The organism is Pseudomonas sp. VD-NE ins (assembly GCF_031882575.1).
Classification (GTDB): domain Bacteria; phylum Pseudomonadota; class Gammaproteobacteria; order Pseudomonadales; family Pseudomonadaceae; genus Aquipseudomonas; species Aquipseudomonas fluorescens_BZ.
In genome coordinates this window covers 751382-774789 of the sequence record NZ_CP134772.1, presented here as the reverse complement: position 1 = coordinate 774789, position 23408 = coordinate 751382, and the positions used below count along the sequence as shown (strand labels likewise).

Here is a 23408-nt window from a genome sequence, read left to right as displayed (position 1 = left end):
GAGCAGCGAGCATGCTGGGACCGATCATTCTCATTGTTATCTGCCTGACGCTGCTGGGGCTGTCGATCCGTCTGTTCCTGCAAGGCCTGCGCAAGACCGCCACGGAAAAAGTGCTCAACCGACTGGCCGCCGGACAACCGCAACTGGCTGCCGAAAAACCGGTTTGGGTTGGCCTGGAACGGATGTTTCTGCGCGCCGGGCTGGGCCGTCCGACCGAGCGTTTCGGCCTGTGGCTGAGTCTGTGGGCGCTGGCGATAGTGCTGGGGTATTTTCTTGCCGACTGGATCGGCCTGCTGCTGATGATCGTCATACCGCCACTGCTGTTGCGGCTGTACATCGCCATTCTTTACCAGCGCCGGATCAAACGCATGATCGAGCAACTGCCGCAGTTGCTCGATCACACCGTACGCAGCCTGAAGTCCGGGCGCACTCTGAGCGACGCGGTGATGGGCGGCATTGAAGCCAGCGAAGATCCGCTGAAAAAAGCCATGGGCCGGGTCCAGCGCAACGTGCAACTGGGGGTGAACCTGCCCGACGCGGTCAGCGACTTTGCCGAACTGTATGAACAGGACGAACTGCGCATGTTCGCCCTCGGCCTCAAGGTCAATCATCGCTACGGCGGCAACGCCAGCGAGCTGCTGGAGAACCTGATCAAACTGATCCGCGAACGCGACCAGGGCGCCCGGCAACTACGCGCCCTCACCGGCGAAACGCGCATGACCGCCTGGGTACTCGGCTTGTTGCCGCTGCTGCTGGTGAGTTACTTCATGCTGACCAACCCCGGCTACATGCTCGGGATGTGGAACGACGCGAGCGGGCAGCACATGCTGATCAGCGCCGCCGTGTTGCAAGTGTTCGGCAGCCTGGCGCTGTGGCGCATGTTGCGGAGCGTCTGACATGGTCTACCTCGCCGCTCTCATGTTGCTGCTCGGCGCCCTGCTACTCGTGGTCAATCACTTGCTGACCGAACGGCGTCGGGTGCGTCAGGTCAATCAGCGCTTGCAAGGGCATCTGGTGCGTGAAAACCGCTTCGGCAGCTGGCTGCGCGCACTGGGCGGCAGCAAGTTCGGACAACGCTCGGTGAGCATCGACAGCGAAACCCAGACCCTGCTCAACCGCATCGGCTGGCGCCGCTCTAGCGAACGGGCGCTGTACGCCGCCTGCCAGATCGGCACGCCGTTGCTGACATTGGGTTTGGCGATCTTTCTGCAAGAGGTGTTTTTCCCGCAGGCTGACAACCGCTGGATCGTGCCGATGCTCGCCACCGGCGGCGGCTATCTGCTGCCCAAACGCTTGCTGGCCTACGCGGCGGCACACCGGCAGAAAACCATCGCGGTGGAGGTGTCGACGTTCATTCCACTGCTGCGCATCCTCTTCGAATCCGGTATGGCCGTCGAACAGGCACTGCGTGTACTCAGCATTGAGGCGCAAAAGCTGCTGCCGGAACTGACCAGCGAACTGCGCCTGATCCTGACCCGTGTCGACTCAGGCCTCGAACTCGGCCAGGAATTGAACAAAGCCGCGGTGATGCTCGCCGTCGACGAATTCACTGATACCTGCGTAATCCTTCAACAACTGATTCAACAGGGCGGCGGCGCGATGAAATCGCTGCTGGCGCTCAAGCAATTGCTGGATGACCGGCGCCTGACCCGTTTGCAGGAATACATCTCGAAAATGTCGGCGAAGATGTCGGTGGTGATGATGCTGTTTCTGTTTCCGGCACTGCTGATCGTCCTCGCCGGCCCGGGTTTCACTGCGATTGCCCGGGCGTTCGCCAACTGACCTTGCTCATGGAGAGCGTTTGATGAAAGTACTGATAGTCATGGCAAGTCTGTTGCTGCTCGGCGGTTGCGCCACCGACGGCCAGGCACCGTGGACGGCGCTGCTGTCACCGAGCAGTTGCAGCAAAATGACCCAGGAGCAGGAACTGGCCCTGAACCTCGCGGACGACCTGGCCAACGACGGCAAACTGCACGCCAGCCTGGCCAACCTGCAAAGCCTGCCGGACAACATCAGCGAAGTGCGCCTGCGCAAGGCGAAGGTTTATCGTCTGCTCGGCCGCAGCGAAGCCGAGCCGCTGTATCGCGGCCTGCTCGGCGGCTGCCTGACCGCCGAAGCCGAACATGGACTCGGCCAGCTCTACGCTGCTCGCGGCGACAACGGCCAGGCCCAGGCCCACCTGCAGCGCGCCGCCCGCCTGGCCCCCACCGACGAAAAAATCCGCAACGACCTCGGCGTGGTCTACCTCAACCAACTGCGCCTGAACGACGCACGTTTCGAGTTCCTCACCGCCATCGAACTCAAGCAGAACAACCAACTGGCGACGCTGAACATGGTCACCCTGCTGCTGTACCAGAACGACTGGCCACAAGCCGCCGAAATCGTCAGCCGCGCCAAACTGACCCCGGAGCAATTCACCGAAGCCCAGGAACGCGCAGAAAAACTCAAAGCCCCGGTCAAGGCCAAACCGGCCACCAGCAACCAAGTGGCCGCCGTCGCCGACCCGTTGCCGTCACCGATCAAATAAGGAGACAGCCATGCATCCCTTCAAAGGCCTGTGCTACCTGACCCTGCTCAGCCTGCCCCTCAGCGCCGCCGCCATCGACGCCGGCCCCGCCTCGGCGCAACAACAGGAAACCGAAGGCTGGCTGGTCCTGCAAAGCCGCAACAAAGCCGCCTCGCCCAAACCACAAACAGCGACCGCGACTGAACGGGATCTGGCGATGCAGCGGTGGCTGAAGAAGTACAAATATGAGATTCCGGATTTTTATGATCCGGATGCGGGTGGGAAGATCGAGACCAGGAATTAGTGAGGTGCTGACCTTGCGAGCGCTTTCGCGAGCAGGCTCGCTCCCACCTTTTGAAATGCACTCCACCTGTGGGAACGAGCCTGCTCACGAAGAACGATGACGCGGTGTGCCTGGCGGATCAGGTCTGTGGGTCCACCCGATCCAATGCCCGGTTTACCGCCAGCTCGGCCAGCATGATGATCTGCTGAATCGCCAGCGCGGTATTGCGCTCAGGCCGGGCCAACTGATCGGCAAAGTTACCGGCCAGCGTGTTGGCCGAAGCCAGGGATTCGCAGGCATGGGCGAGCAGGCTTTCGGTGTCGATTTTAGGATGGATGAGGAACATCGTGCTGGGCTGGCGGGGTTTTGCAGGTTCGGGACACAGGTAAAAATCGAGAGCGCGTTTGATGGCTTCGCGGTTTTTTTCGAGGTTGTCGGCGCGGATGGCTTCTTCGAGCGGGGTGGTGGATTCGGTGGGTGGGTCGGGGATCAGTTTGTCCATAACAACTCCTACTTGGCTGAGTAGCCAACCTTTGTCGTTTCCACACGACAAAAGGTGGCAGCTGTACGCAGGGTGGAAAACCGATAAGTAGGCAACCGGCCAGACCGAAGCCTGCCCGCGCACAGCCGCCGCGACACAGTTTGCAGACGAAAGAAGACGCCGACAATGATTGCGGTAGCGATGCAACGCATCTACTTGAAATTCAGGTTTCCACACCCGGTCGCTGAATTGGCAGCGACAGCCAGAGACTAGAGAGCTCACGTCCGACGGACAACCTGAAAACAGTGTGGGAAGGTTCTGGTTATTTGACACAAATTTAAACAGCCAAAAGCCGACCCTCACCCTAGCCCTCCCGAAACGTCGGACCGCCCGTAGGGAGAGGGGACTGACCGCGGTGTTTGGTAGAGGTACGCCGACGTGAAATACCGAGTCGAATTCAGATTCTGAAACAGATCAAAAGCCCCTCACCCTAGCCCTCTCCCAGAGGGAGAGGGGACTGACCGAGTCGTTTGTAAGAGCTACGCCGACGTGAAAGACCGAGTCGAATTCAGACTCTGAAACAGATCAAAAGCCCCTCACCCTAACCCTCTCCCAGAGGGAGAGGGGACTGACCGAGTCGTTTGTAAGAGCTACGCCGACGTGAAAGACCGAGTCGAATTCAGACTCTGAAACAGATCAAAAGCCCCTCACCCTAACCCTCTCCCAGAGGAAGAGGGGACTGACCGAGTCGTTTGTGAGAGCTACGCCGACGTGAAATATCGAGTCGAACTCAGATTCTGAAACAGATCAAAAGCCCCTCACCCTAACCCTCTCCCAGAGGGAGAGGGGACTGACCGCGGTGTCTGGGAGAGCTACGCCGACGTGAAAGACCGAGTCGAATTCAGACTCTGAAACAGATCAAAAGCCCCTCACCCTAGCCCTCTCCCAGAGGGAGAGGGGACTGACCGAGTCGTTTGTGAGAGCTACGCCGACGTGAAATATCGAGTCGAACTCAGATTCTGAAACAGATCAAAAGCCCCCTCACCCTAGCCCTCTCCCAGAGGGAGAGGGGACTGACCGAGTCGTTTGTGAGAGCTACGCCGACGTGAAATACCGAGCCGAATTCAGATTCTGAAACAGATCAAAAGCCCCTCACCCGCTCCTAACCACTCAACAGGATGAGCGTTAGCTCGGCTGCAGCTTTTGATCTTGATTCACCGGCCGCGTCGGCAGGCTGAGTGGAGGGATTGATCCGGGGGTGGGAGCGCAGCGACCGTTCGACGAAGTCGAACACATCGAGAGGAGGTGCAGCGAAGCAAACCGTAGGCGATGCCCCCCGGATCGATCCCGGAGCGAAGGAACCCCGAGCCTCAGCGAGTGGGCCGAACGTTGCGGCAAGCCTTTTTGGGTACTTTTTCGGCGTCTGGAAAAAGTGCCTCGCCGTAAGGGCGAAACCGCCAGCCACAACACCCAAAAAAACGGATAAACACACCAAACCTCAAGAACCTGGTCGGCCCACAGGCCGCCAAGTCAATGCGCCGTAACCCGCTGCCGCGCAGCCGATGCACTCGGCGAAAGAGCCAAAGCCAACTGCGTCCGATTATGCATATGCGTCAACCGCAACACCTGCGAAACATAAAGCTTCACCGTGTTCTCGGTAATCCCCAACTCACAGGCAATCTGATAATTGGTCTGCCCCTTACCGACCAACCGCGCCACATCCAATTGCCGTGGCGACAACTGATTGAAAATCGCCGGCGTCTCCAGCGCCTCAGCCTCAGCCACCTGCGCCACATCACGAGCCGAAGCCGGACTGCGCCGCACCTTGTCCAGATCCTGATACAGGTCATCAATCGACTCAGACAAATACTGCAACTTCTGATTCAAATGCCCCAAATGCAGATTCTTCTGCCGATCCTGCAGCGCCACCTCCTGACGTCGCACACCTTCGAGCAACTCATCCAGATCAATCGGTTTCTGATAATAATCGGCAATCCCGGCACGCAACGCCTTGATCACATCCTGCTTGTCGGCACGCCCAGTCAGCATGATCGCCTCGAACGCCCGATGCTTGCCCGCCAGCCGCTGCAATTCCTGAATCAACTGAATGCCATCCATGTCCGGCATGTGCAGATCACTCAGCACCAGACCGATCTCCGCGTCCTCACTGAAACGCTCGATCGCCTGCGCACTGGACTCACACGGCACACAGCGATAACCGCTACTTTCAAGAAACTCGCACAACTCCTCCACAATCAACGGCTGATCGTCGACCACGAGGACTTTTACCGCAGACGTAAGCTTGTTCACGTGCTACTCCATGTCCCAGGCCAAAGCTGACCATTCCTGTACTGCCAGCCTTTGGCTGTATAACCAGTTACTTTGAAAGTAGACGTACTTTCCGACTATGTACATAGAACTAGTGGCGCTTGGCGACTAATGGATCCAAAGTACAACGAGCACAGCACCGACCAGCACGAACGGAGCAAATGGCAGCTTTTTTGACATGTCGGGAGCCAGATATCGCAGACGTTCTCTAAGCCCTTGACTCATATGGAGCCAGACTCTTGGCGCCAGCAGCAGCCAGATCACGCTGGCGAACCCCGCACCAATAAACACGCCGAGAATGAACAGACCGTCCGTCGCAAGGCCAAGAGCTGTCATTAATTTCACATCGCCGGCGCCCATCCGGCCCATGAAAAACCCCGGCAGAGTCAGCCCCAGTGCGATCAGGCAGGCCCAGCCGCCCTGCCCTGCGTCTGCGCCCAGCCAGGTGCTGCCCGTCCACAGCAGCCAGATCAGCGCCAGCGCCGCCGCGCCAAGGGTCAGCCCATTGGCAATGCGCCGCTGGCGAGCGTCTTGCGCAGCGCACAGCCCCAACCAGATCAGGAGGACAAAACTGTACATCGGGTAAAAACCGTCCATTTTTGCGGAATGATTCTATGCTGATACTACGCAGTGACAGTCAGGGTAGACGCACTCATGAAAACCGGCTTTCGGAAGTCGCAAAAAGGTGCGGTGGCGATCGAGTTCGCCTTGGTGTTCATCATCTTTTTCGCCGTGTTTTACGGTCTGGTCAGTTACAGCCTGCCCTTGGTGATGATGCAATCATTCAATCAGGCCACGTCCGAGGCGGTGCGCCGCAGTGTCGCGGTCGACCCCAACACGCCCAACTATTCAACGGTCGTGTTCAACACCGCGAACGCCACGCTGACCCAGCAATTGTCCTGGATTCCGCCGGTTTTCAACCTGGTGATCGGCGTTGATACCAGCACCCAATACAGCGCATCAGGCCTGCTGACGGTGCGAGTGGATTATCCGGTCAGCAAGTTGAATCAGGTCATGCCGTTTCTGGTGCTTCCGGTCGTTGGTACAGTGCCCAATCTGCCCACCTACCTGACCGCCAAATCGAGTCTGCAATTTTGACGTCGGGAGACAAACTGTTCGGGCGCTTGCTCAAACGCACACCGCCCGCCGCCCATGAGTTGCCCGACCCACTCGGTTCACCCGCAACAGGCTTGCACCTGTACCTGAACGACGACGGTGACGTGCTGCACATGGCCGGGCCGCTGCGGCATTTGCTGGCGCAGTTCAAACCTCAAGATCGGCCCTTGCCACTCTGCACTTATCTGCTGCCCCACAGCATACTGACCATCGAAGGTCGGCCACGGGAGTGGCAGGGGCTTTTGCTCGATCTCGACTTCTTCGGTCTGGGTGAGCAAACCGTGCACCTGCGGGGCTGGGTACAGCCGCTGGGCGACGGCTGGCTGATGCAGTTGATCGACATCGCTGACTTGCTGCTCGAACGCCAACAATCGCGCCAGCGTGATGCCTGCCAATTGCTGGCCGGGCAGATCAGCGAACAGCTGCGCGCCTGCAGCCAAGTGCGTTTGCCGGTGATCGTCAGCGAACAATTGCAAATGATCGCCCAGCGTTGGCACATCCCTTGTCTGGCGCTGGCCTTGCTCGATGATGAGCAACAGGGCTGGCAAATCCATCGCCAGTATCGCGCCCACGATGCGCCGGATCTATGGCATGACGGGCAGCGCCTGGGCACGCCGCTGGACAGCCTGAACGGTGCCGCGCCGCAACGTGTTGGCGCGCACCATGGCCTCGATGAGCATTCGCGGGTGCAGGTTCTGTTTGGCAGTGCCGAAGGTTTCGCGGTGCCGTATAGCGATGAGCGCGGTGTGGTGGCCTGGCTGCTCTGCGGTTTTTATCCCGTGGACAGTGCCGCGCCATACCTGACCGAGCGCGACTGGATGACACTCTTCGGCGCGCTCGCCGGGCCGTTGCTCGGGCGCCTGCGCGAACAGCAACATCACCTGCAACTGGAGCGCATCGAGTCGCTGCAAACCCTGCTCGGCACCGGCTGGTGGGAAATTTTGGCGGGCGACGCCCACATTCAACTGGCCCCCGCGCTGGCGGCGGCCCTGAACGTGAACCCTGGCGGATTACCGCTGGAAGACTGGCTGGCGCAAATCCATCCCGCCGACCGCGACGAGTTGCGCAGCCGTCTGCAAGCCTTGCAACAACACGGTGAAGCCCTGACGTTATCGGTGCGCCTGCACGCCGGTAACAACGAGCAGGCACCCACGTGGTATCGCGTGCAGGGCCAAGTGATTGGCAATGGCGAGTACCGCCGGTTGGTCGGTTTCATGCTCGATATCAGCGACATCCAGAACCAGCAACAACGGGCCGCCGCCGCGCATGCACGGCTGGACAACCTGATCGCCAGTTCGCCCGCAGTAATTTACGTCCAGCACTACCACGAAGGTGCGCTGATCCCGGCGTTCTTCAGTGCCAGTCTGCAACCCTTGCTGGGCTGGAGCCTTGAGGATTGCGGCGATGGCGCACTGGTCGAGATGATCCATCCCGAAGATCGCGATCTGTATTTCGCCCGCAGCCGTCAGTTGTTGCGCGAAGGTTCGGTGCGCGCGCGTTATCGGTTGCGCGACCGTAGCGGCGATTATCACTGGCTGCTTGATGAAGCCAGACTGCTGCGCAATGACCTCGGCCTGCCGGTCGAAGCGGTTGGTTTGTGGCTGGACGTCACCGAAGCGACCCTGGCGGCCGAGCAGGTGAAAAAGAGCGAGGAGCGCTACCGGATCCTGGTGGAGGACTCGCCGGCGATGATCTGTCGCTACCGCCCGGACCTGATTCTGACGTTCGGCAACCGGCCGCTGGCGACGTACCTGGAATGCACACCGGAGCAGCTGCCGGGGGTCGATCTGGGCAGCTGGATGTCCGACGAGCAACGCGCCGCATTCGTCCAGCGCCTCGGCTCACTGACGACGGAGCAGCCGGTAAGCACTGCGGAAATCAGCCTGCAACTGCCCGGCCGCGAGCACGCCTGGTGGGTGTGGTCCGATCGCGGCGTGTTCGATGAACACGGCCAATTGATCGAAGTGCAAGCGGTGGGCCGCGACAACACCGAGGTGCGTCGCTCGCAGCAGCAACTCACGCAAAGCGCGAAAATGGCCACCCTCGGTGAAATGGCCACTGGTCTCGCCCATGAAATCAATCAGCCGCTGAACGTGATGCGCATGGCCATCGTCAACGTACTCAAGCGTCTGGGCAACGGCGATGTGCAGGTCGACTACCTGACCGACAAACTCAATCGCATCGATGCGCAGGTGCAGCGCGCGGCGAAAGTAGTCGATCACATGCGCGTATTCGGTCGGCGTTCGGAGATCGAACAGCAACTGTTCAACCCGGCCTCGGCCATTGAAGGCACGCTGTCGTTGCTGGCCGAAGGCATGCGCGGCAAAGGTGTGGATCTGCGCATCAGCGAGACCGGGTTCGAAGTTCAGGTGCGTGGCTACGTCGATCAGCTTGAGCAGGTGCTGATCAACCTGATGGTCAACGCGCGCGACGCGTTGCTGAGCAAACGCGAGAAGGACTCGAGCTTCAAACCGTGGATTGCGATCTACGCTGAACGCGATGAACAGAGCGTACGGCTGTGGGTCGAGGACAACGGTGGTGGCATCGACCCGCGCTTGCTGGAGCGGATCTTCGAACCGTTTTTCACCACCAAGCCGATCGGCGTCGGCACCGGGTTGGGGCTTTCGGTGAGCTACGGCATCATCGACAACATGGGCGGCGAGTTGAGCGTGCACAACTCGCTAGAGGGCGCGCGGTTCTGCATTGAATTGCCGATCACCGCAGACGCCTAGATCACCAGATAGGCCTTGCCGGTCTGACCGCAAGTCATATTGGCGCCGACGTCGACGTCCATCAGGTTGATGCCCAGGCCTTTGAGCAGGTTGTTCAGCAGCGGATCGAGCAACGGGCTGATCAGGCTGGTCACCACCGGCAGCAACTTGCTGGTGACATCGCTGATCAACGAGGCGACGCCGGTAACGATGGCACCCAATGGATTGCTGCCCTGCGGTTTGTAGACGATCAGATTGATCCCCGCGAGGGTATTCGACAGGCTGCCGACGATGTTGCTGGTTGGCGCTGCCGGCAAGATGCTCGGCGGCAGTTTGAGGTTGGCTGGAGCAGCAAATGGCGTGGTACTGGAGAAGACCAGATCCTGAGTGTTTTGCGCGACGCTGCTGTCGAGTTTGATCGCAATGCCGCCCGCGCCGAATTGCACATGGGAGTTGGCATCACAGCCGAACAGTCCGTAACAAGTCTCGATGCCCAGATCAATCAATGGCAATGGCGCGACCGTTGGCTCGGCTGCCGAAGAAAAGGCGTTGGTTGGGTCGATCTTGCCAAGCTTCAGATCGGCGATGGACGTAATGGTGTGTGCCGTCAGGCTTTTACTGCCCGTAGTGCCTGTCGGGCAGCTGTAATCGGTGACATAGCTTTTCGCGCCGCCGGCATCCAGGCTGATATCGATTTGCGGCGATGGCAACAGTCTCGGCGCCAGTTGCTCACATCCTGCCCCGAGCAGACAGAGCACTGAATTGAGTGTCGCCGCCAGATTGAGGCTCAGCAGCGCATTGAGCGTCGGGGTCAACGCACCGACCAATCCCAGCACCGCATTGGCCAAGCCCGTCACCCCGGACAGCACCGGCAGATTCACTGAAACCAGCGTGCGCACCTGCGCCGTACGCACATAAATCCGGTCCGCCCCGGTCGGGTTGACCTTGGCCCGCGCCGGATCGCCAATCGCAGAGAACTGCGGCGGCTCGATCACTTTCACCCGCACCGTGACATTCGCCAGCCCGAGCACGCTGATCGGCAACGTCGCCGCCACCGCACTCTTGCTGTTGGCCAGTTGCACCACGCCCTGAATCAGCTGCAGCAGTTGCAGATTGGCGTCCAGCCCTGCTGCCGTGGTGCCGGTCTGCAATTGCAGGATGTCGCCCAGTTTGACCGGCGCCGCGTTGATCGCCGCCACCTGCAATTGGCCCAGCGCAGTAGTCACCTGCGCGGTCGCGCCATTGAGTTGCACCACGGTCGCCGCCGCCTGAATCAGTTGCGTCACCGTGGCCTGAGTGTTGAGTAATTGCGTGTAATTGCCCGCCGCGACGTTGAGATTGATCGCCAGTTGATCAAGGTATTTGAGCAAGTTGATGTCGGTGTTCAGCAGGCCATCCCAGCCCAGTGCCGTGAGATTGACGTTGCCGCCGAGCAGCCCGGAAAACAGCGGATTGAGGATGTTCGACTGGGCCGTATCGATGCTCGCCAGGTTGCTGCGAATATTCAGTTGGGCCACCGTCGGCTGCGGTTTGGCGGCCACCGCCGAAGCATTGAGCGTGGTATTGAGACTGACCGGTGTAGCGCTGAACAAGGCCTGTACACCACCGGCAAAACTGGTGGTCACGGTGCGACTGGCAACGACTTTGACCGCCGCTGCTTGCGTGGCATCCACCGCGAATGTGCGCAGGCCGGTGGCGGCGGTCACCAAGGTGCCGCACGTGGTGGCGAGGGTGTTGCTGGCATCAACAATGTAGCCATTGCGCACGGCGCTTTGCCCGGCGTAACTGGCGGCGCTCAGCCCCGGCAGGCAATTGCCGCCACGACTGACGGCTTCGAGGGCGGCGTTGTCGACCACCCGCTGTAACTTGCGTTGTTCCATGTACAAGCGGCCGGTGTCGACCACCAGCAACATCATCACCACCGCCAGACTGAGGGTGGCCGCCGCCATCAAGCCAATCGCCCCGCGCTGCCGGGCCAGGCCGTTGAATCGCGAACGAGGCGACATGGCGCACTCCTTTGCCGCTAGCTCCATTGGTGCAACTGAGTGTAGACGCGCAATCCCCCGTTGGAGCTGCCGAAGGCTGCGATCTTTTGATCTTGGCCTCTAAAAAGCAAAATCAAAAGATCGCAGCCTTCGGCAGCTCCTACCGGGGGTCGTCACAGCGCAAAAAAAATGGGAGCTCAGAGGCTCCCGTTTTTTCTGAACAGACTCAACGCGGTGGATAGTTGGCCAGAATCCGTCCGACCGTCTCACGAATGGCATTGCTGCGATCCTGCGGATTCGGCTTGCTAGCGAGCATCTGCTCATCGCTGCCACGCCACACCAGTTTGCCGTCCTTGCCGTCGAGCAGGTCGATCTGGATGGTCGCGACTTTATAGGTGATGTTGCGCGTTTCGTTGTACATCGGCGCGCCCCAGTAGCCGTTCCACGGGCCACCCCAACCGCCGCCGTAATTGGTCGTCACTTGCTGCTGACGATCCTCGACGATCAGGTAAGTCTGCACATTCAAGTCCGCCTTGGCGCCCGCCGCTGCAGGGCGCAAACCACGCTGATCGAGTTGGTCGGCGACGGCCTGGCGGATGCGCTGCTCGGTCAGGTCGCTTTTGATTCGCGGATCATCCGGGCGATATTGCAGGGCGGGGTCTTTCCAGCTCCAGCTGCGATAGGCGGCAAAGTCGCGACTGGCATCGAAATCGTGATTGACCTGGTTGGCGGCGCAAGCGCTGAGCAGCGCGGCCATGGCCAGTAGAGCGAGACGGCGGAACATGGGTTTTCTCCGGTTGAAGACATGAACCTGCGGCAGCTTCGAATGGGCAGGAAGCTAACTGGGAGGATACGCCGACATGGCCTTTTCCACAGCCTCGCGGATCGAATCGGTGCGATCGATTTCGCTGCCCTTGTTCGCGGTTTCGGCGCTGGCGCTCCACACCGGTTGCCCCGTGCCGGCATCGAACAGATCGACTTGCACCACCACGACCTGCTCCGAATACGTGCGCACGATCGGCACCGTGTTGTACATGCCGTAACCACGGCCATATCGATCATAGCCACCGTAACCGCCGCCGTAATAACCGTAGTCGTCCTGGACCTGACGCAAACGGGTTTCCAGGCGCAGATTGGCGCTGACCAACAGGTCGGCCGGGCGATTGTCGTGCAGCGGGCGCAAGCCGCGCTGATCGAGGGCATTGCTCACTGCTTCGGCCACTTGCGCCGAATCAGCCCAGGCCGTGCCCGGCGGTAGTTGCCCGTTGAGCCAGGCCCAACTGCGATAACGTCCGTAGTCACGCGGTGGCGCCGGGTATGCGCTGCGGTCGAAGGTGCTGGCCGCTTGCGCCGGCGCCGGCGGCAAGGGTCGCGATTGCGCCACGTACGGGTTGCTGCCCTGGCAGGCAGCCAAGCCCAGACACATCAGCAATAACCCGGATTGAGCTTTCATGTCGCGCTCCGATCAGATCGGCCGGCAGATCCAGTGCAAGTAGCGCCCAAGCCCGGCGAAGCTTGGGTGACGGCGGTGAGCGAGCTCCATCTCGAGCAAATCCGCGAGTTCGGCGCGGGCCTGGAACTCCACCGGCATGTAGTCGTGGAAAACCCGGATCCCGCTCTGGGTTTCGACCTGCCACAGGCCGTCGAGTTGCGTTGCCAATTCCCGTGGATCGAGGGGCTGTTGCGGGGTCAGGCTCTGCTTTTCCCCGGCCATGCTGTTCTTGCGCATTTTCTTGAAATGGCCTTTGAGCAGGTTGCGGTAGATCAGCGCGTCGCGGTTGTAGAACGCCAAAGACAACCAGCCGCCGGGTTTGGTCAGTTGATGCAGCACTGGCAGGATCGCGTGGGGTTCGGCGAGCCATTCCAGCACGGCGTGGCAGATCACCAGATCGTACGGTTCGGTGAGTTGCCCGAGCAGTTCCTGCCACGGCGCCTGAATGAACGTCGCGGTTTGCCCGGCTTCAGCGAAACGCTGGCGCGCGCCTTCGAGCATCGGTGCAGCCGGTTCGGTAAAGGTCACCTCGTGGCCGCGCTCGGCCAGCCACAGCGACATGTGGCCAAGGCCGCCACCGATGTCGAGGACGCGCAACGGGCGATCCGGCAGCGCTTCGCCAAGGTCGGCCTGCAACACCGCGAGACGGATCGCACCTTTGGCGCCACCGTAGATTTTTTCGGCGAACCGCGTCGCCAACTGATCGAAATGCCGGTCGCTCATCAGCTGAACCGCCGTTCGCTGTCGGCAAGCTTGGCGCGCACCACTTCATTCATGTCCAGTCCCAACTCGCTGCACAGCAACAACAGATACAGCACGATATCGCCGACTTCTTGCCCGGCATGGGCGAGCTTGTCCGCCGACAGCTGGCGCGACTGGTCTTCCGTCAGCCACTGGAAGATTTCCACCAGTTCGGACATCTCGACACTGGCGGCCATGGCCAGATTTTTCGGGCTGTGAAATTGCCGCCAGTCATTACGGTCGCGAATGGCGTGCAGGCGTTCGGTCAGTTCAACAAGGTTCATCGGGCTCTCCTGAAGGCGTATAGCTTCGGGGGGATGCTGCATGAAGGCAAGCGCAAACCGTCTATCATGCAGGGAACTCGGCCACCGGCGCTGTGGCCCAAGACTCAGCTCTTTCATCAGGATGCACATATGCAGGTAGAAAGCTTTTTCGAATGGCTCGGCCAGGCGCTCGGTTCGGTCATCCGGTTTATCGTCGATGGCCTCAGTGGCTTGTTCAACATTCTGAGTAATGCCGGCGGCAACTTTGTCGACGGGTTGGCGAAGACACTGGGGATGGATACGTCGATCATCAGCATCATCGCCTTGATTGTCGGCCTGATGCTCTTGTGGTCGGCGATTCGGGCGTTCATGAATGCCTCGATCATTGCCGGGGTCATCTGGTTGTTGCTGGGGTTGTGGTTATTGAGCTGGATTATTCATTGATCCTGTAAAAGCCCCCTAACTTCAGGGGGCTGATCAAATACAGGATCAATCAAATGAATGCTGACGGCACTCAGCTCCCGGATTCTGCGGGCCGGGCCTCTACGGTGTAATTGATATCGATGTCCTCATGTGCGTGAATAACAATTGGAACGGTGCTGGAATAGGCAAGCAGGCTGTCCCTGAGTATCAGTTTGTAAGTCTTGGCGTCACGACTGCATTTCAGTCGCTGTGTAGTCAATTCATAGGGTTTATGGACCTTGTAATAACCCTCCGGAATCGCCTCCAGATCAGCGAAAAACAGATTGCCCCCCATTCCGCAGTCTGCCCAAAACCTGCATTCTCCAATAACGGTGATCCTGGCCTGAATCCGTACGACCAGCGTTTGCGCATCGTCGCGCCTCGGCAGCCAGAAAACATGTTTCCGATCAGGGGCTTGTATCCGGATATTCTCCGGCTGTTCGCAATAGCCCCTGTCGCACAAAGTTTCCTGAGTCACTGGTTCGTGGATGATGTTTCGCTCGTTTTCCATGTCGTTTCCTTACAGCCTGATTATTGATAAACACAGGCCTATTCAATCCATTAATGTTCCGGGCATGCGCCACAGCGATATACCCGGCAGTTTTTTTCTTCAGCAAACGCTCAACCGCTAATCGCCGTGCGCTTTTTTTCAATCGCGTAGGAAATATCAATATTCTCGTGCGCATGAATAACGATGGGGTATCTGCTCGAATAATCGAACGTGTTATCCGTGAGCACTAACGACATCGTTTCTTGGTGGGTGACCGGGCATCCCTTTCTTGTCGACATGGTTATCGGCAAGTCAAGCCGGAAATATCCCAGCGACTCTTTGTGAAGTCTGCCTGGCAACGTAGTCGTCACGTTGCAGTCAACGCTCCTTGTTATCTCAGCCTTGATGAGGACCTCAAGGGATGCTTCATCGCTGCGCTTTTTCAGCCAGATAATATGTTTGCGATAGGGGGCGTTGACTATCGCGTTCTCTGCACTTTCGAAATAACCGGTGGAGCGAAGCGCCGTCACAACAGCGTTGACGATGCCAGAGATGATGCTTTCAGAGTGATCCATATACGCCTTCCAGTATCGTGTTTGAATGTTTGAAGGCGATTGAACCCCGAGTGCAAACCGGGTGTGCGGTACATATATATCTGGGGTCAGTCGGCGGTATCAGCGACTCTGGCGACTACTCTGTACGAGATATCAATGTCCTGGTGAGCGTGGATAACGATCGGGCGGCTGCTGGAGTAGAAAATCTCGTTCTCGGAAAGCCTCATCCTGTATGTCTTGGCAGGTTTGTTCCGGCAGCTCACTAATCGGTTTGCATAGCGGTTGTGCGGTTTATCAATCTGGTAATGACCCGATAGATCAGCGAACAGGACGCCATCGAGGAATTTGGGAAAGACAGAGACTGAAGGGTCACAATCTCCCACCATGGTTACGACTGCTTCAATCTCAATGGAGAAGTTTTCTTCGTTGTCGCGCTTAGGCAGCCAAAAGACATGTTTTCGGTAGGACTCGCTCACTGGCGCAAATTCAGGGCTGGTGTAATAGTCCCAGCGACGAAGCGCAGCCAGCATAGAATTGAAGATATCGTTCATGACTTTTTCGTTTTTACTCATACATTGCCTCTTGAGTCTGGTCATAGATGAATTGCAAGAGGATTTAATCCCGCCGGTTTTCCTTGCATGCGGTACATGGATATACGAGGCATATTTTTTGCTGCGCACATATCTGAATGTGCCATCGGTGAGCACCATCGCAGCCCGGCCCAGCCCCCGAATGCGGTAAATCCCTAGTGAGTCGCTACAATGCCCGCTCCCCAAGGAGCCCGCATGACCACTCTGATCGCCGACTGGCGCGACCGCCCGACTCACCGCAAGGTCTGGGCACTCGCCGCGCCGATGATTCTGTCCAATATTTCCGTACCGCTGGTGGCGCTGGTCGACAGCACCGTCATCGGCCACCTGCCCCACGCCCATCAATTGGGCGCGGTGGCGGTCGGCGCCAGCCTTTACACTTTTCTCGCCTGGGCCATGGGTTTTCTGCGCATGGGCACCACCGGATTTGCCGCGCAGGCTGCCGGGCGCAGCGACGGTGCGGCGTTGCGGCAGATTCTGTTGCAGGGCCTGCTGCTGGCGATGGGACTGGCACTCGTGCTTGGCACGTTGGGTGTGCCGCTGAGCGCAATAGCGCTGCACTTCATGCAACCGTCGGCGGAACTGGATCAACTCACCCGGGACTTCTTCCACACGCGACTGTTCGGCCTGCCGGCGGCGCTGGCCAGTTATGCGCTGGTCGGCTGGTTCCTCGGTACACAAAACGCCCGGGCGCCGCTGGCGATTCTGCTGAGCACCAACCTGATCAACATTGCTCTCAATCTGTGGTTCGTTATCGGTCTGGACTGGGGTGTGGTGGGTTCGGCACGGGCCTCGGTGATCGCCGAATGGAGCGGCGCCCTGCTCGGCCTGCTGCTGACCCGTAAGGCGTTGCGGGCTTATCCGGGGCACATCGCGTGGGCGGCGTTGAGGGTCTGGCAAAGTTGGCGTCCACTGCTGGCGGTCAACCGCGACATCTTCATCCGCAGTCTGGCGCTGCAATCGGTGTTTTTCCTGATCACCGTGCAAGGCGCGCGGCTGGGCGATTCGACGGTGGCCGCCAACGCGCTGCTGCTCAATGGCTTGCTGCTGACCGCGCATGCGCTGGACGGTCTGGCCCATGCCGTCGAAGCCTTGTGCGGACACGCCATCGGCGCCCGTGATCGCCTGGCGCTGCGTCGCTCACTGGTGGTCGCGGGCGGTTGGTCACTGATCGCCAGCCTCGGCTTCGCCATACTGTTTCTGCTGGGCGGACACCTGTTCATCGAGATGCAGACCGACATTCAGAGCGTGCGCGACACTGCGTTCGCCTACCTGCCCTACCTCGCCGTGCTGCCCCTGATTGCAGTCTGGAGCTACTTGCTCGACGGTCTGTTTATCGGCGCCACCCGCGCGCGGGAAATGCGCAACGGCATGCTGATCACTGTGGTGCTGTTAATGCCGTTCGCCTGGGCCCTGCAAGGTCTGGGCAATCACGGGCTGTGGATATCTTTTCTGCTGTTCATGGTGTTGCGCAGTCTGACGCTCGGCGCGCAAGCCTGGTGGCTCAAGCGCAGCGATGGCTGGTTCAGTGGTGGCGCTCACTGAGCTGGCGTGTGGGCGATAAACCCGACCACCTGATCGAGTACCGGTGCCAGACGCCGCAACGGTCGCGACAGAGCCGCCACCAACGTGATGTGACTGGGCCGCGAGTAGTACAAATCCTGCACTGGCACGCCGGCCTCGCGCAGCTTGTTCGCAAGGCCGCCGGTGTTGCGGGTCGGGTTGACCAGATCATCTTTGCTTGCCGCAATCAGCAACGCCGGCGGTGCACCGCGACTGACATGGTTGATCGGCTGCGATTGCGGCGGTGAGTCCGGCCAGAAGAACACCGGACGCACCTCGGGATTCTTGATCGGCAAAAAGTCATAAGGCCCGGCCAGACCGATCCAGCCCTGCACATCCCCGGGCGACATGCCCACCGCCGCAAGCCATTCGTCATCCAGCGCGAGCATCGCCGCGTTATACCCACCGGAGCTGTGGCCCATCAGATACAAGCGCTGCGGGTTGCCGGAAAACTCGTGAATATGCGCTTTGGTCCACGCCACCGCCCGCGCCCCGTCTTGCAGGAACAGCGGATAGCGCACCTGTGGATACAAACGATAATCCGCCACCACGGTGACAATCCCCTTGGACGCCAGCGCTTCACCGACAAAGCGGTAGTCGACGCGCGAACCGCTGTTCCAGCTGCCGCCATAGAAAAACACCACCACCGGCGCGCCCGGCATCGGCTGCTGCGGCGCATACACATCGAGCTTCTGTCGAGGGTCATCGCCATATGCAATACCTACGGTTCTGACGTACGTACTGTCCGGGGTCAGCGCGTTGAGCAACTGCACCGGCGAACAAGCACTCAGCGCCATCAGCAGCACCGTGCCGATCATTGCTGCGACCCCTTGCCGGAATAACCCTGCCATACGCGCCGAACCTCACCTCAGGACTGATCGCCGCGCCACTGGCGCCGTACATGGTCAAGCCGCTGCTGCTGGGTCAGCCCCACCGGCGGCGGCACCAACACGGCACGCGGATGCAGCAAGCGTAGCCATAACCAGCCATCGAGCACGCTGCGGTCGCTGAACCCCAGCGCCAGACCTTGTTGAACATGGGAGGACATCGTCGCGTAATCGGTTCCCAGCGATTGGCACCAGCGCCAGATATGCTGCTCCAGCAGACAGGTTTGCAGGCGTTCGCGCTGGCGCCGTGTCAGGCTTTCTTCGATGCTCAACGGCTCGACGGCAAGCCCCGGATTGCGCAACTGCTGCCAGCCCTGGCTGCCAATCGCCCGGTCGGCCCAGGTCCCGCCGAACCAGCGCAACTGGCGGATCGGCCCGAGCCAGCGGCTCAGCTCAGCAGCGTCGCAGGCGTCGAAAAAATAGCTCGCGGTCTGCCGGTTGTAATAGCTGAGCAGCGCCCGATGACTCAACCCGAACGATACCGTGAGCATACGTTGCAAGTGGCTCAGCAGTTGTTGCGCCGAGGCCTCAGTGCCAAGCAACAGCCCGCGCCAGGTATACGGGTCGCTGTGACACAACGCGGCCAATGCCGGGCAATCGCGCAACTCGACCAGCACCGGGCCGTGCTCACTGACCGATTCGAACTCTGTGCCATCGAACAGGCTGAAACTCCGCACCTCGGCAAACGCCCGGCGCAATGTCAACAGGGCCTGATGTGCATCCGGGACATCGAGTAACAGCCACTGCGCCACGGGTTCAAACGCCGCGCCACTCATGTTGCGCCGCTCTGTTCGAGCGCGGTGACCAGTCGACAGCTGCACACGGGTTCAGGGCAGTGGCTGAAACTGCCGCCGCCGGGCATCAGGCACAACAACAGCAACGGTTCACCGGACGCCAGCAGTTGCTGCAAACCCTCACTCGCCAAGGTATCGGGCAGTGGCAATGGCGAGGCTTCAGCAGTCTCGGCGACAGCGAGCGGGGACTGCAGCACCCCGCTGATCATCGGCTGATCCGGATCGCCCTCGAAGAAACTCACCACCACCTCGACGCCATCGCTCAGCGCCGTTATTGACGCTTGCATCAGGGACGGCGCGAGGGGCAGCCAGCAGTGACTCGGCGCGGCCCCTTCTCCTTGGTAGAGCCAGTCGAATTGCACCGCCACCGGTCGCAAGCGATCGGGTTGCGGCTCATCGACAGCCACCACCCACGCCCTTTGCAGGCTGTGCATGCGCGGGCGCGATGGCGCGGAGGTCGATGGGCATGGCACTTGCGCCGCAGCGAACAGGCGGTTGGCGTAAGAGGGTTCGAGGCAGGGGTCGGCGCGATGTTCAATGCGTGTCAGCAACCATGGGCGATTGCACTCGGCGAAGGGATGACCGGCCAATTGCAGCCAGTGACCGCTGCGCAACGCCGTCAGATCACTGCGACCTTCGGCTCGTTGCGCAGCCGAAGAATTGGCTTGGGCAACCCTTTGCAGCTGCCATTGGTGCAAGGCAGGAGACGCGTCGTGTTCCTCGTCCTCGAGCCGATACCGCGCGACACCTGCCAATGGCAACTGCGCCGGATCATCGGCGAACACCAGACAGTGCCGGTCGCGGTGGTGTTCAAAGTAGTAGTGAATCCGCGACTGCGCGCATACGCGCTGGAGCAGTTGCAAGTCGGACTCGCGGTATTGGGTGCAGAACGTGCGGACCGGGTAATCGCCACGCAATTCGAAACGGCGCTGGGCACCGACGATCCCGTGTTCCCTGAGCACCTGTTCAATGATCTGCGGCACCGAACGGCCACTGAAGATGCGTTGGCTGAAGCGTAACGCGAGACAACCTAGCCTGGGCCCCAGACGGATCCGGCTCAACCGCAAGCCTTCGGCGTGTTCATGCTGGACAAGGCTTTGCAATTGCCCGTGCACGCCCTCCCCTGGCAGCCCGAAACAGAGGAATGCCGAACGGTAAAGCAGGCCGGCGAGGTCCAGGTGCGGATCGTCGATCAATACATCGATCTCGAACGCAAAGGATTCGCTGAGGGCTTCGCTACCGGTAAAGGCCAGGACTTCGAAGGGGTCGGACAGGCCCGCTACATCGAGACGAAACGACGACTCGTTGACTGGATCGAACATGGGCGGATCTCTACAGGAGGGGCGGTCGGGGATTCTCGCCGAGAGCCATGGCCGAGTAGAGAGCTGAAGTACAACTTAGGAAATGACCTACGCGAAAAGCAGACCGGATGACTTTGCTGGCCAGGACCGCCAAGCATTTCGCGAAGATTTTGGGAGATGTCCCACCGGGTCATCCGAATTTTCCGCTACTTTCGGAAAAAATTCGGACAACCCGGCGAGATCGCCACCGGGTCTCAGGAAGACAGGTAGGAGGAGCGGGTCAGGCCCAGACGCAAGGCATCGAGAAATTGCGTGCGCTCGCTGGCACTGATGCGGGCACTGGCGCACTTGTCGCGGTAGTGAGTCATCAGTTCTTCCGGCGACAAGTGCACGTAACGCAGCATGTCTTCGATGGTGTCGTGGGTCTCGATGCCGGCGTGGTACACGCTGCCATCGGCGTTCTGGTAGATGTTCACCGAGTCGGTGTCACCGAACAGGTTGTGCATGTCGCCAAGGATTTCCTGATAGGCGCCGACCAGGAACACGCCCAGCAGGTAATCTTCGCCTTCATTCAAACCGTGCACCGGCAGGCTGGTTTCGATGCTCTGCTCGTCGACGTACTGGTTGATCTTGCCGTCGGAATCGCAGGTCAGATCCTGCAGCACCGCGCGACGCAGCGGCTCTTCGTCGAGACGATGCAGCGGGATGATCGGCAGCACCTGATCGATCGCCCAGGTGTCCGGCAGGCTCTGGAACACCGAGAAGTTGCAGATGTACTTGTCGGCCAGCTTGTCATTGAGCTCGTCGAGCACCTGACGGTGCGAACGCTGACGGGCTTTCAGCGAGTTGTGCAGGCGACGGCACACCGCGAAGTAGCACTGCTCGGCCAAGGCTTTTTCGGCCAGGGTCAGTTTGCCGTCGGCGTACTGCGCGGCCACGTCGCTCATGTAGTGAGTGGCGCGCCAGTAGGTCTCGGTGACCATTTCGATGTCGGTCGGGCCGAGCAGGTCAACCAGCCACTGCACGGTTTCCGGCAGCGACTCTTTGTTTTCGATCTGCGGGATCTCGTCGTTGTGCTTCTCGACGTCGGTCACCTGCACCACCAGCATGGCGTGGTGCGCGGTCAGCGAACGGCCGCTCTCGGAGAAGATATGCGGATGCGGCAGGGCCTGCGCGTCGCAGAATTCCTTGAGCATGCCGACCACGACACCGGCGTAATCATCCATGTCGTAGTTGATCGAACTGGCGTTGCGCGAGTGCGTGCCGTCGTAGTCGACACCCAGACCGCCGCCGACATCAATGTGATCGACCGGCAGACCGAGGTTGCGCAGCTCGCCGTAGTAACGAATCGCTTCCTTGAAGCCGTGCTGATAGTCAGCGAGGTTGGCAATCTGCGAACCCATGTGGAAGTGCAGCAGGCGAATGCCTTGATCCAGGCCCGCCGCGCGGAAACGCTCGACCACCGACAGCAGTTGCGCCGCCGACAGACCGAATTTGGATTTCTCGCCACCGGTGTCCGCCCACTTCGACGACGCCAGCGACGACAGACGCACGCGCAGGCCGACCTGTGGCTTGACCTTCAACGAAGCCGCTTCTTCGATCACCAGACCGACTTCGGATTCTTTCTCGATGACGATGAACACATTATGGCCAAGCTTCTGACCCATCAGCGCCAAGCGGATGAACTCGCGGTCCTTGTAACCGTTGCAGACGATGGTGCCGCCCTTCGGCGCCAGTGCCAGCACGGCCAGCAGCTCAGGCTTGGAGCCGGCTTCCAGACCGATGGAAACGTCCTGAGTGGCGATGATGTTCTCGATCACCGCTTCTTGCTGATTAACCTTGATCGGGTACAGCGCGGTGTACTTGCTCTGGTATTCCAGGCGCTCGATGTTCGCATCGAAGGCACCGGTCAACTGGCGGACACGGTCTTGCAGGATGTCAGGAAAACGAACCAGCAACGGCAAGGACAAACCGCTTTTGCGCAGTTGGTCGACTTGCTCGAACAGGTCGATAGGCGAACTGCTCGGGCCGTTCGGACGAACTTCGACGCGACCGGCGTCATTGATCGCGAAATACCCGGCCCCCCAATGGCGAATTCCGTAAACACTGCGGCTGTCCGCAACTGTCCATTGGCTGCCATCGTCTTTGCGTGTGCGTCGTACGGACATCGAAGTCCCCTATAAAGAAGTCATAGTGCGTCGCCTGATCTCAGGCCGGCGCAGTCTAAAGTATGAAAATGACGATTCGTCAGCGCGGCGGTAGACCGCGCTGACCGCGTGGAGTTTAGAAACCGGTCATGAACAGGCTCTGTGAAAACCATGGAGACGACGCCGGATCTGAACTGTTTCAGCGCCGGATCAAGCCGCAGGTGGTTTTCACAGAGGCTGCTAGCCGCCGGACTTCTTCGCTTTGAATCCGTGCTTGATCAGCTCCGCCAAGAGTAGCTCGACATGATCGCCCTGGATTTCGATAATCCCGTCTTTCAACGCCCCGCCAGTGCCGCAACGTTTCTTCAACGTTGTCGCCAACTCTTTGAGCGCGTCTTCGGCCAGTGGCACGCCAGTGATGGTGGTCACCGTCTTGCCGCCACGGCCCTTGCTCTCGCGACGCACGCGGGCAATGCCGTCGCCGGCCGGGATCACGGTTTGTTTGCAGATACAGGCGTCCACCGGTTTGCTGCATTCCGGGCAATGACGACCTGCGTCGGTGGAAAATACCAGGCCACCTAAGGCGGCGAAGGATGCGGCTTTTTTGGCCACCGGCAATCCTCTTGGGAGGACAAAGACTGATCGCAACCTTGGGCAAGGTCAGCGACCGCGAAGCCCCACTCAGGCAGGGGCAGCGCTACTGCACCGATGCTT

General features: G+C 59.9%; 24 protein-coding genes. 8 read left to right on the top strand and 16 right to left on the bottom strand.

The genetic code is table 11. The features are described 5' to 3' along the window. Positions 1–11 precede the first annotated feature (11 nt). From RMV17_RS03215 to RMV17_RS03200, 4 genes are read left to right on the top strand one after another with little or no spacing between them, the layout of a single operon-like run. A complete protein-coding gene (locus tag RMV17_RS03215; RefSeq protein ID WP_311885557.1) occupies positions 12–896 on the top strand; it encodes a type II secretion system F family protein in 885 nt (294 codons plus the stop codon). Position 897: 1 nt separating this feature from the next. After that, positions 898–1782 carry a type II secretion system F family protein gene (locus RMV17_RS03210; protein WP_034154788.1) on the top strand — a complete coding sequence of 295 codons (885 nt, stop codon included), beginning with the start codon at positions 898–900 and terminating at the stop codon, positions 1780–1782. A gap of 22 nt (positions 1783–1804) precedes the next feature. Then, the gene (locus RMV17_RS03205; RefSeq protein WP_311885553.1) at positions 1805–2527 is read left to right on the top strand and encodes a tetratricopeptide repeat protein; all 723 of its coding nucleotides are present in this window, start codon (positions 1805–1807) and stop codon (positions 2525–2527) included. Between the two features lie 10 nt (positions 2528–2537). After that, complete coding sequence (locus RMV17_RS03200) at positions 2538–2810, top strand: DUF3613 domain-containing protein (protein WP_311885551.1); 273 nt, start codon at positions 2538–2540, stop codon at positions 2808–2810. 118 nt (positions 2811–2928) lie between these two features. Here the strand turns inward: RMV17_RS03200 and RMV17_RS03195 are convergent, their stop codons facing one another. The 3 genes from RMV17_RS03195 to RMV17_RS03185 all read right to left on the bottom strand — a co-directional run bounded on the left by RMV17_RS03195 (position 2929) and on the right by RMV17_RS03185 (position 6177). Next, positions 2929–3291, bottom strand: a complete 363-nt coding sequence (locus tag RMV17_RS03195; protein WP_311885549.1) for a DUF6124 family protein — start codon at positions 3289–3291, stop codon at positions 2929–2931. Positions 3292–4800: 1509 nt separating this feature from the next. After that, positions 4801–5580, bottom strand: a complete 780-nt coding sequence (locus tag RMV17_RS03190; protein WP_311885547.1) for a response regulator transcription factor — start codon at positions 5578–5580, stop codon at positions 4801–4803. Positions 5581–5706: 126 nt separating this feature from the next. After that, positions 5707–6177, bottom strand: a complete 471-nt coding sequence (locus tag RMV17_RS03185) for a prepilin peptidase (RefSeq protein ID WP_311885545.1) — start codon at positions 6175–6177, stop codon at positions 5707–5709. 75 nt (positions 6178–6252) lie between these two features. Here RMV17_RS03185 and RMV17_RS03180 point away from each other — a divergent pair, with 75 nt between their 5' ends. Continuing rightward, positions 6253–6696, top strand: coding sequence for a TadE/TadG family type IV pilus assembly protein (locus RMV17_RS03180; protein ID WP_311885543.1), 444 nt, complete (start codon positions 6253–6255; stop codon positions 6694–6696). Further along, positions 6693–9446, top strand: coding sequence for a PAS domain-containing protein (locus tag RMV17_RS03175; RefSeq protein WP_311885541.1), 2754 nt, complete (start codon positions 6693–6695; stop codon positions 9444–9446). Before RMV17_RS03180 ends, RMV17_RS03175 begins: the two co-directional genes overlap by 4 nt. Here RMV17_RS03175 and RMV17_RS03170 read toward each other — a convergent pair. The 5 genes from RMV17_RS03170 to RMV17_RS03150 form a co-directional block, all read right to left on the bottom strand. Then, a complete protein-coding gene (locus RMV17_RS03170) occupies positions 9443–11431 on the bottom strand; it encodes a pilus assembly protein TadG-related protein (RefSeq protein ID WP_311885539.1) in 1989 nt (662 codons plus the stop codon). The two genes, RMV17_RS03175 and RMV17_RS03170, sit on opposite strands and share 4 nt — an antisense overlap. 205 nt (positions 11432–11636) lie before the next feature. Then, on the bottom strand, positions 11637–12194 hold the full coding sequence (locus RMV17_RS03165) for a DUF4136 domain-containing protein (RefSeq protein ID WP_311885537.1): 558 nt from the start codon (positions 12192–12194) through the stop codon (positions 11637–11639). A 54-nt stretch (positions 12195–12248) separates the two neighbouring features. Continuing rightward, the gene (locus RMV17_RS03160; protein WP_034151551.1) at positions 12249–12863 is read right to left on the bottom strand and encodes a DUF4136 domain-containing protein; all 615 of its coding nucleotides are present in this window, start codon (positions 12861–12863) and stop codon (positions 12249–12251) included. A 12-nt stretch (positions 12864–12875) separates the two neighbouring features. Continuing rightward, a complete protein-coding gene (locus RMV17_RS03155; RefSeq protein WP_311885535.1) occupies positions 12876–13625 on the bottom strand; it encodes a methyltransferase in 750 nt (249 codons plus the stop codon). Continuing rightward, a complete protein-coding gene (locus tag RMV17_RS03150; protein ID WP_034151553.1) occupies positions 13625–13927 on the bottom strand; it encodes a MazG-like family protein in 303 nt (100 codons plus the stop codon). Before RMV17_RS03150 ends, RMV17_RS03155 begins: the two co-directional genes overlap by 1 nt. Positions 13928–14056: 129 nt before the next feature. Between RMV17_RS03150 and RMV17_RS03145 the strand changes: the two genes are divergently transcribed. Further along, complete coding sequence (locus RMV17_RS03145) at positions 14057–14350, top strand: hypothetical protein (RefSeq protein ID WP_311885534.1); 294 nt, start codon at positions 14057–14059, stop codon at positions 14348–14350. Positions 14351–14420: 70 nt separating this feature from the next. On the opposite strand, the gene RMV17_RS03140 is transcribed toward RMV17_RS03145, so the two are convergent. From RMV17_RS03140 to RMV17_RS03130, 3 genes are all read right to left on the bottom strand, one after another. Next, a complete protein-coding gene (locus RMV17_RS03140) occupies positions 14421–14879 on the bottom strand; it encodes an ecotin family protein (protein ID WP_311885532.1) in 459 nt (152 codons plus the stop codon). Between the two features lie 110 nt (positions 14880–14989). Beyond that, positions 14990–15433, bottom strand: a complete 444-nt coding sequence (locus RMV17_RS03135; RefSeq protein WP_311885530.1) for an ecotin family protein — start codon at positions 15431–15433, stop codon at positions 14990–14992. A gap of 86 nt (positions 15434–15519) precedes the next feature. Next, positions 15520–15984 (bottom strand): ecotin family protein, encoded by a 465-nt coding sequence (locus RMV17_RS03130; protein WP_311885528.1) that lies wholly within the window; start codon positions 15982–15984, stop codon positions 15520–15522. Positions 15985–16197: 213 nt separating this feature from the next. Here RMV17_RS03130 and RMV17_RS03125 point away from each other — a divergent pair, with 213 nt between their 5' ends. Then, entirely contained in the window at positions 16198–17547 is a 1350-nt protein-coding gene (locus RMV17_RS03125; RefSeq protein WP_311885526.1) for an MATE family efflux transporter, read from the top strand. On the opposite strand, the gene RMV17_RS03120 is transcribed toward RMV17_RS03125, so the two are convergent. The 5 genes from RMV17_RS03120 to RMV17_RS03100 all read right to left on the bottom strand — a co-directional run bounded on the left by RMV17_RS03120 (position 17541) and on the right by RMV17_RS03100 (position 23306). Then, complete coding sequence (locus RMV17_RS03120; RefSeq protein ID WP_311885523.1) at positions 17541–18416, bottom strand: alpha/beta hydrolase; 876 nt, start codon at positions 18414–18416, stop codon at positions 17541–17543. The genes RMV17_RS03125 and RMV17_RS03120 overlap by 7 nt on opposite strands. Before the next feature lie 17 nt (positions 18417–18433). Then, positions 18434–19228 carry a DUF4123 domain-containing protein gene (locus RMV17_RS03115; RefSeq protein WP_311885521.1) on the bottom strand — a complete coding sequence of 265 codons (795 nt, stop codon included), beginning with the start codon at positions 19226–19228 and terminating at the stop codon, positions 18434–18436. Beyond that, positions 19225–20568, bottom strand: coding sequence for a contractile injection system protein, VgrG/Pvc8 family (locus RMV17_RS03110; protein ID WP_311885519.1), 1344 nt, complete (start codon positions 20566–20568; stop codon positions 19225–19227). Before RMV17_RS03110 ends, RMV17_RS03115 begins: the two co-directional genes overlap by 4 nt. Positions 20569–20801: 233 nt before the next feature. Further along, positions 20802–22715, bottom strand: coding sequence for an arginine decarboxylase (gene speA, locus RMV17_RS03105; protein WP_034151560.1), 1914 nt, complete (start codon positions 22713–22715; stop codon positions 20802–20804). Between the two features lie 219 nt (positions 22716–22934). Then, positions 22935–23306: a translation initiation factor Sui1 gene (locus tag RMV17_RS03100; RefSeq protein WP_007914613.1), complete on the bottom strand. Its 372-nt coding sequence runs from the start codon at positions 23304–23306 to the stop codon at positions 22935–22937. Positions 23307–23408: the final 102 nt, after the last annotated feature.

Coding starts and splice junctions, on each gene's coding strand:
- speA (WP_034151560.1), bottom strand. CDS start 22,715: ATGTCCGTACGACGCACACGCAAAGACGATGGCAGCCAATGGACAGTT.
- RMV17_RS03170 (WP_311885539.1), bottom strand. CDS start 11,431: ATGTCGCCTCGTTCGCGATTCAACGGCCTGGCCCGGCAGCGCGGGGCG.
- RMV17_RS03195 (WP_311885549.1), bottom strand. CDS start 3,291: ATGGACAAACTGATCCCCGACCCACCCACCGAATCCACCACCCCGCTC.
- RMV17_RS03185 (WP_311885545.1), bottom strand. CDS start 6,177: ATGTACAGTTTTGTCCTCCTGATCTGGTTGGGGCTGTGCGCTGCGCAA.
- RMV17_RS03180 (WP_311885543.1), top strand. CDS start 6,253: ATGAAAACCGGCTTTCGGAAGTCGCAAAAAGGTGCGGTGGCGATCGAG.
- RMV17_RS03110 (WP_311885519.1), bottom strand. CDS start 20,568: ATGTTCGATCCAGTCAACGAGTCGTCGTTTCGTCTCGATGTAGCGGGC.
- RMV17_RS03160 (WP_034151551.1), bottom strand. CDS start 12,863: ATGAAAGCTCAATCCGGGTTATTGCTGATGTGTCTGGGCTTGGCTGCC.
- RMV17_RS03140 (WP_311885532.1), bottom strand. CDS start 14,879: ATGGAAAACGAGCGAAACATCATCCACGAACCAGTGACTCAGGAAACT.
- RMV17_RS03200 (WP_311885551.1), top strand. CDS start 2,538: ATGCATCCCTTCAAAGGCCTGTGCTACCTGACCCTGCTCAGCCTGCCC.
- RMV17_RS03215 (WP_311885557.1), top strand. CDS start 12: ATGCTGGGACCGATCATTCTCATTGTTATCTGCCTGACGCTGCTGGGG.
- RMV17_RS03210 (WP_034154788.1), top strand. CDS start 898: ATGGTCTACCTCGCCGCTCTCATGTTGCTGCTCGGCGCCCTGCTACTC.
- RMV17_RS03115 (WP_311885521.1), bottom strand. CDS start 19,228: ATGAGTGGCGCGGCGTTTGAACCCGTGGCGCAGTGGCTGTTACTCGAT.
- RMV17_RS03205 (WP_311885553.1), top strand. CDS start 1,805: ATGAAAGTACTGATAGTCATGGCAAGTCTGTTGCTGCTCGGCGGTTGC.
- RMV17_RS03125 (WP_311885526.1), top strand. CDS start 16,198: ATGACCACTCTGATCGCCGACTGGCGCGACCGCCCGACTCACCGCAAG.
- RMV17_RS03145 (WP_311885534.1), top strand. CDS start 14,057: ATGCAGGTAGAAAGCTTTTTCGAATGGCTCGGCCAGGCGCTCGGTTCG.
- RMV17_RS03130 (WP_311885528.1), bottom strand. CDS start 15,984: ATGAGTAAAAACGAAAAAGTCATGAACGATATCTTCAATTCTATGCTG.
- RMV17_RS03135 (WP_311885530.1), bottom strand. CDS start 15,433: ATGGATCACTCTGAAAGCATCATCTCTGGCATCGTCAACGCTGTTGTG.
- RMV17_RS03155 (WP_311885535.1), bottom strand. CDS start 13,625: ATGAGCGACCGGCATTTCGATCAGTTGGCGACGCGGTTCGCCGAAAAA.
- RMV17_RS03120 (WP_311885523.1), bottom strand. CDS start 18,416: ATGGCAGGGTTATTCCGGCAAGGGGTCGCAGCAATGATCGGCACGGTG.
- RMV17_RS03165 (WP_311885537.1), bottom strand. CDS start 12,194: ATGTTCCGCCGTCTCGCTCTACTGGCCATGGCCGCGCTGCTCAGCGCT.
- RMV17_RS03150 (WP_034151553.1), bottom strand. CDS start 13,927: ATGAACCTTGTTGAACTGACCGAACGCCTGCACGCCATTCGCGACCGT.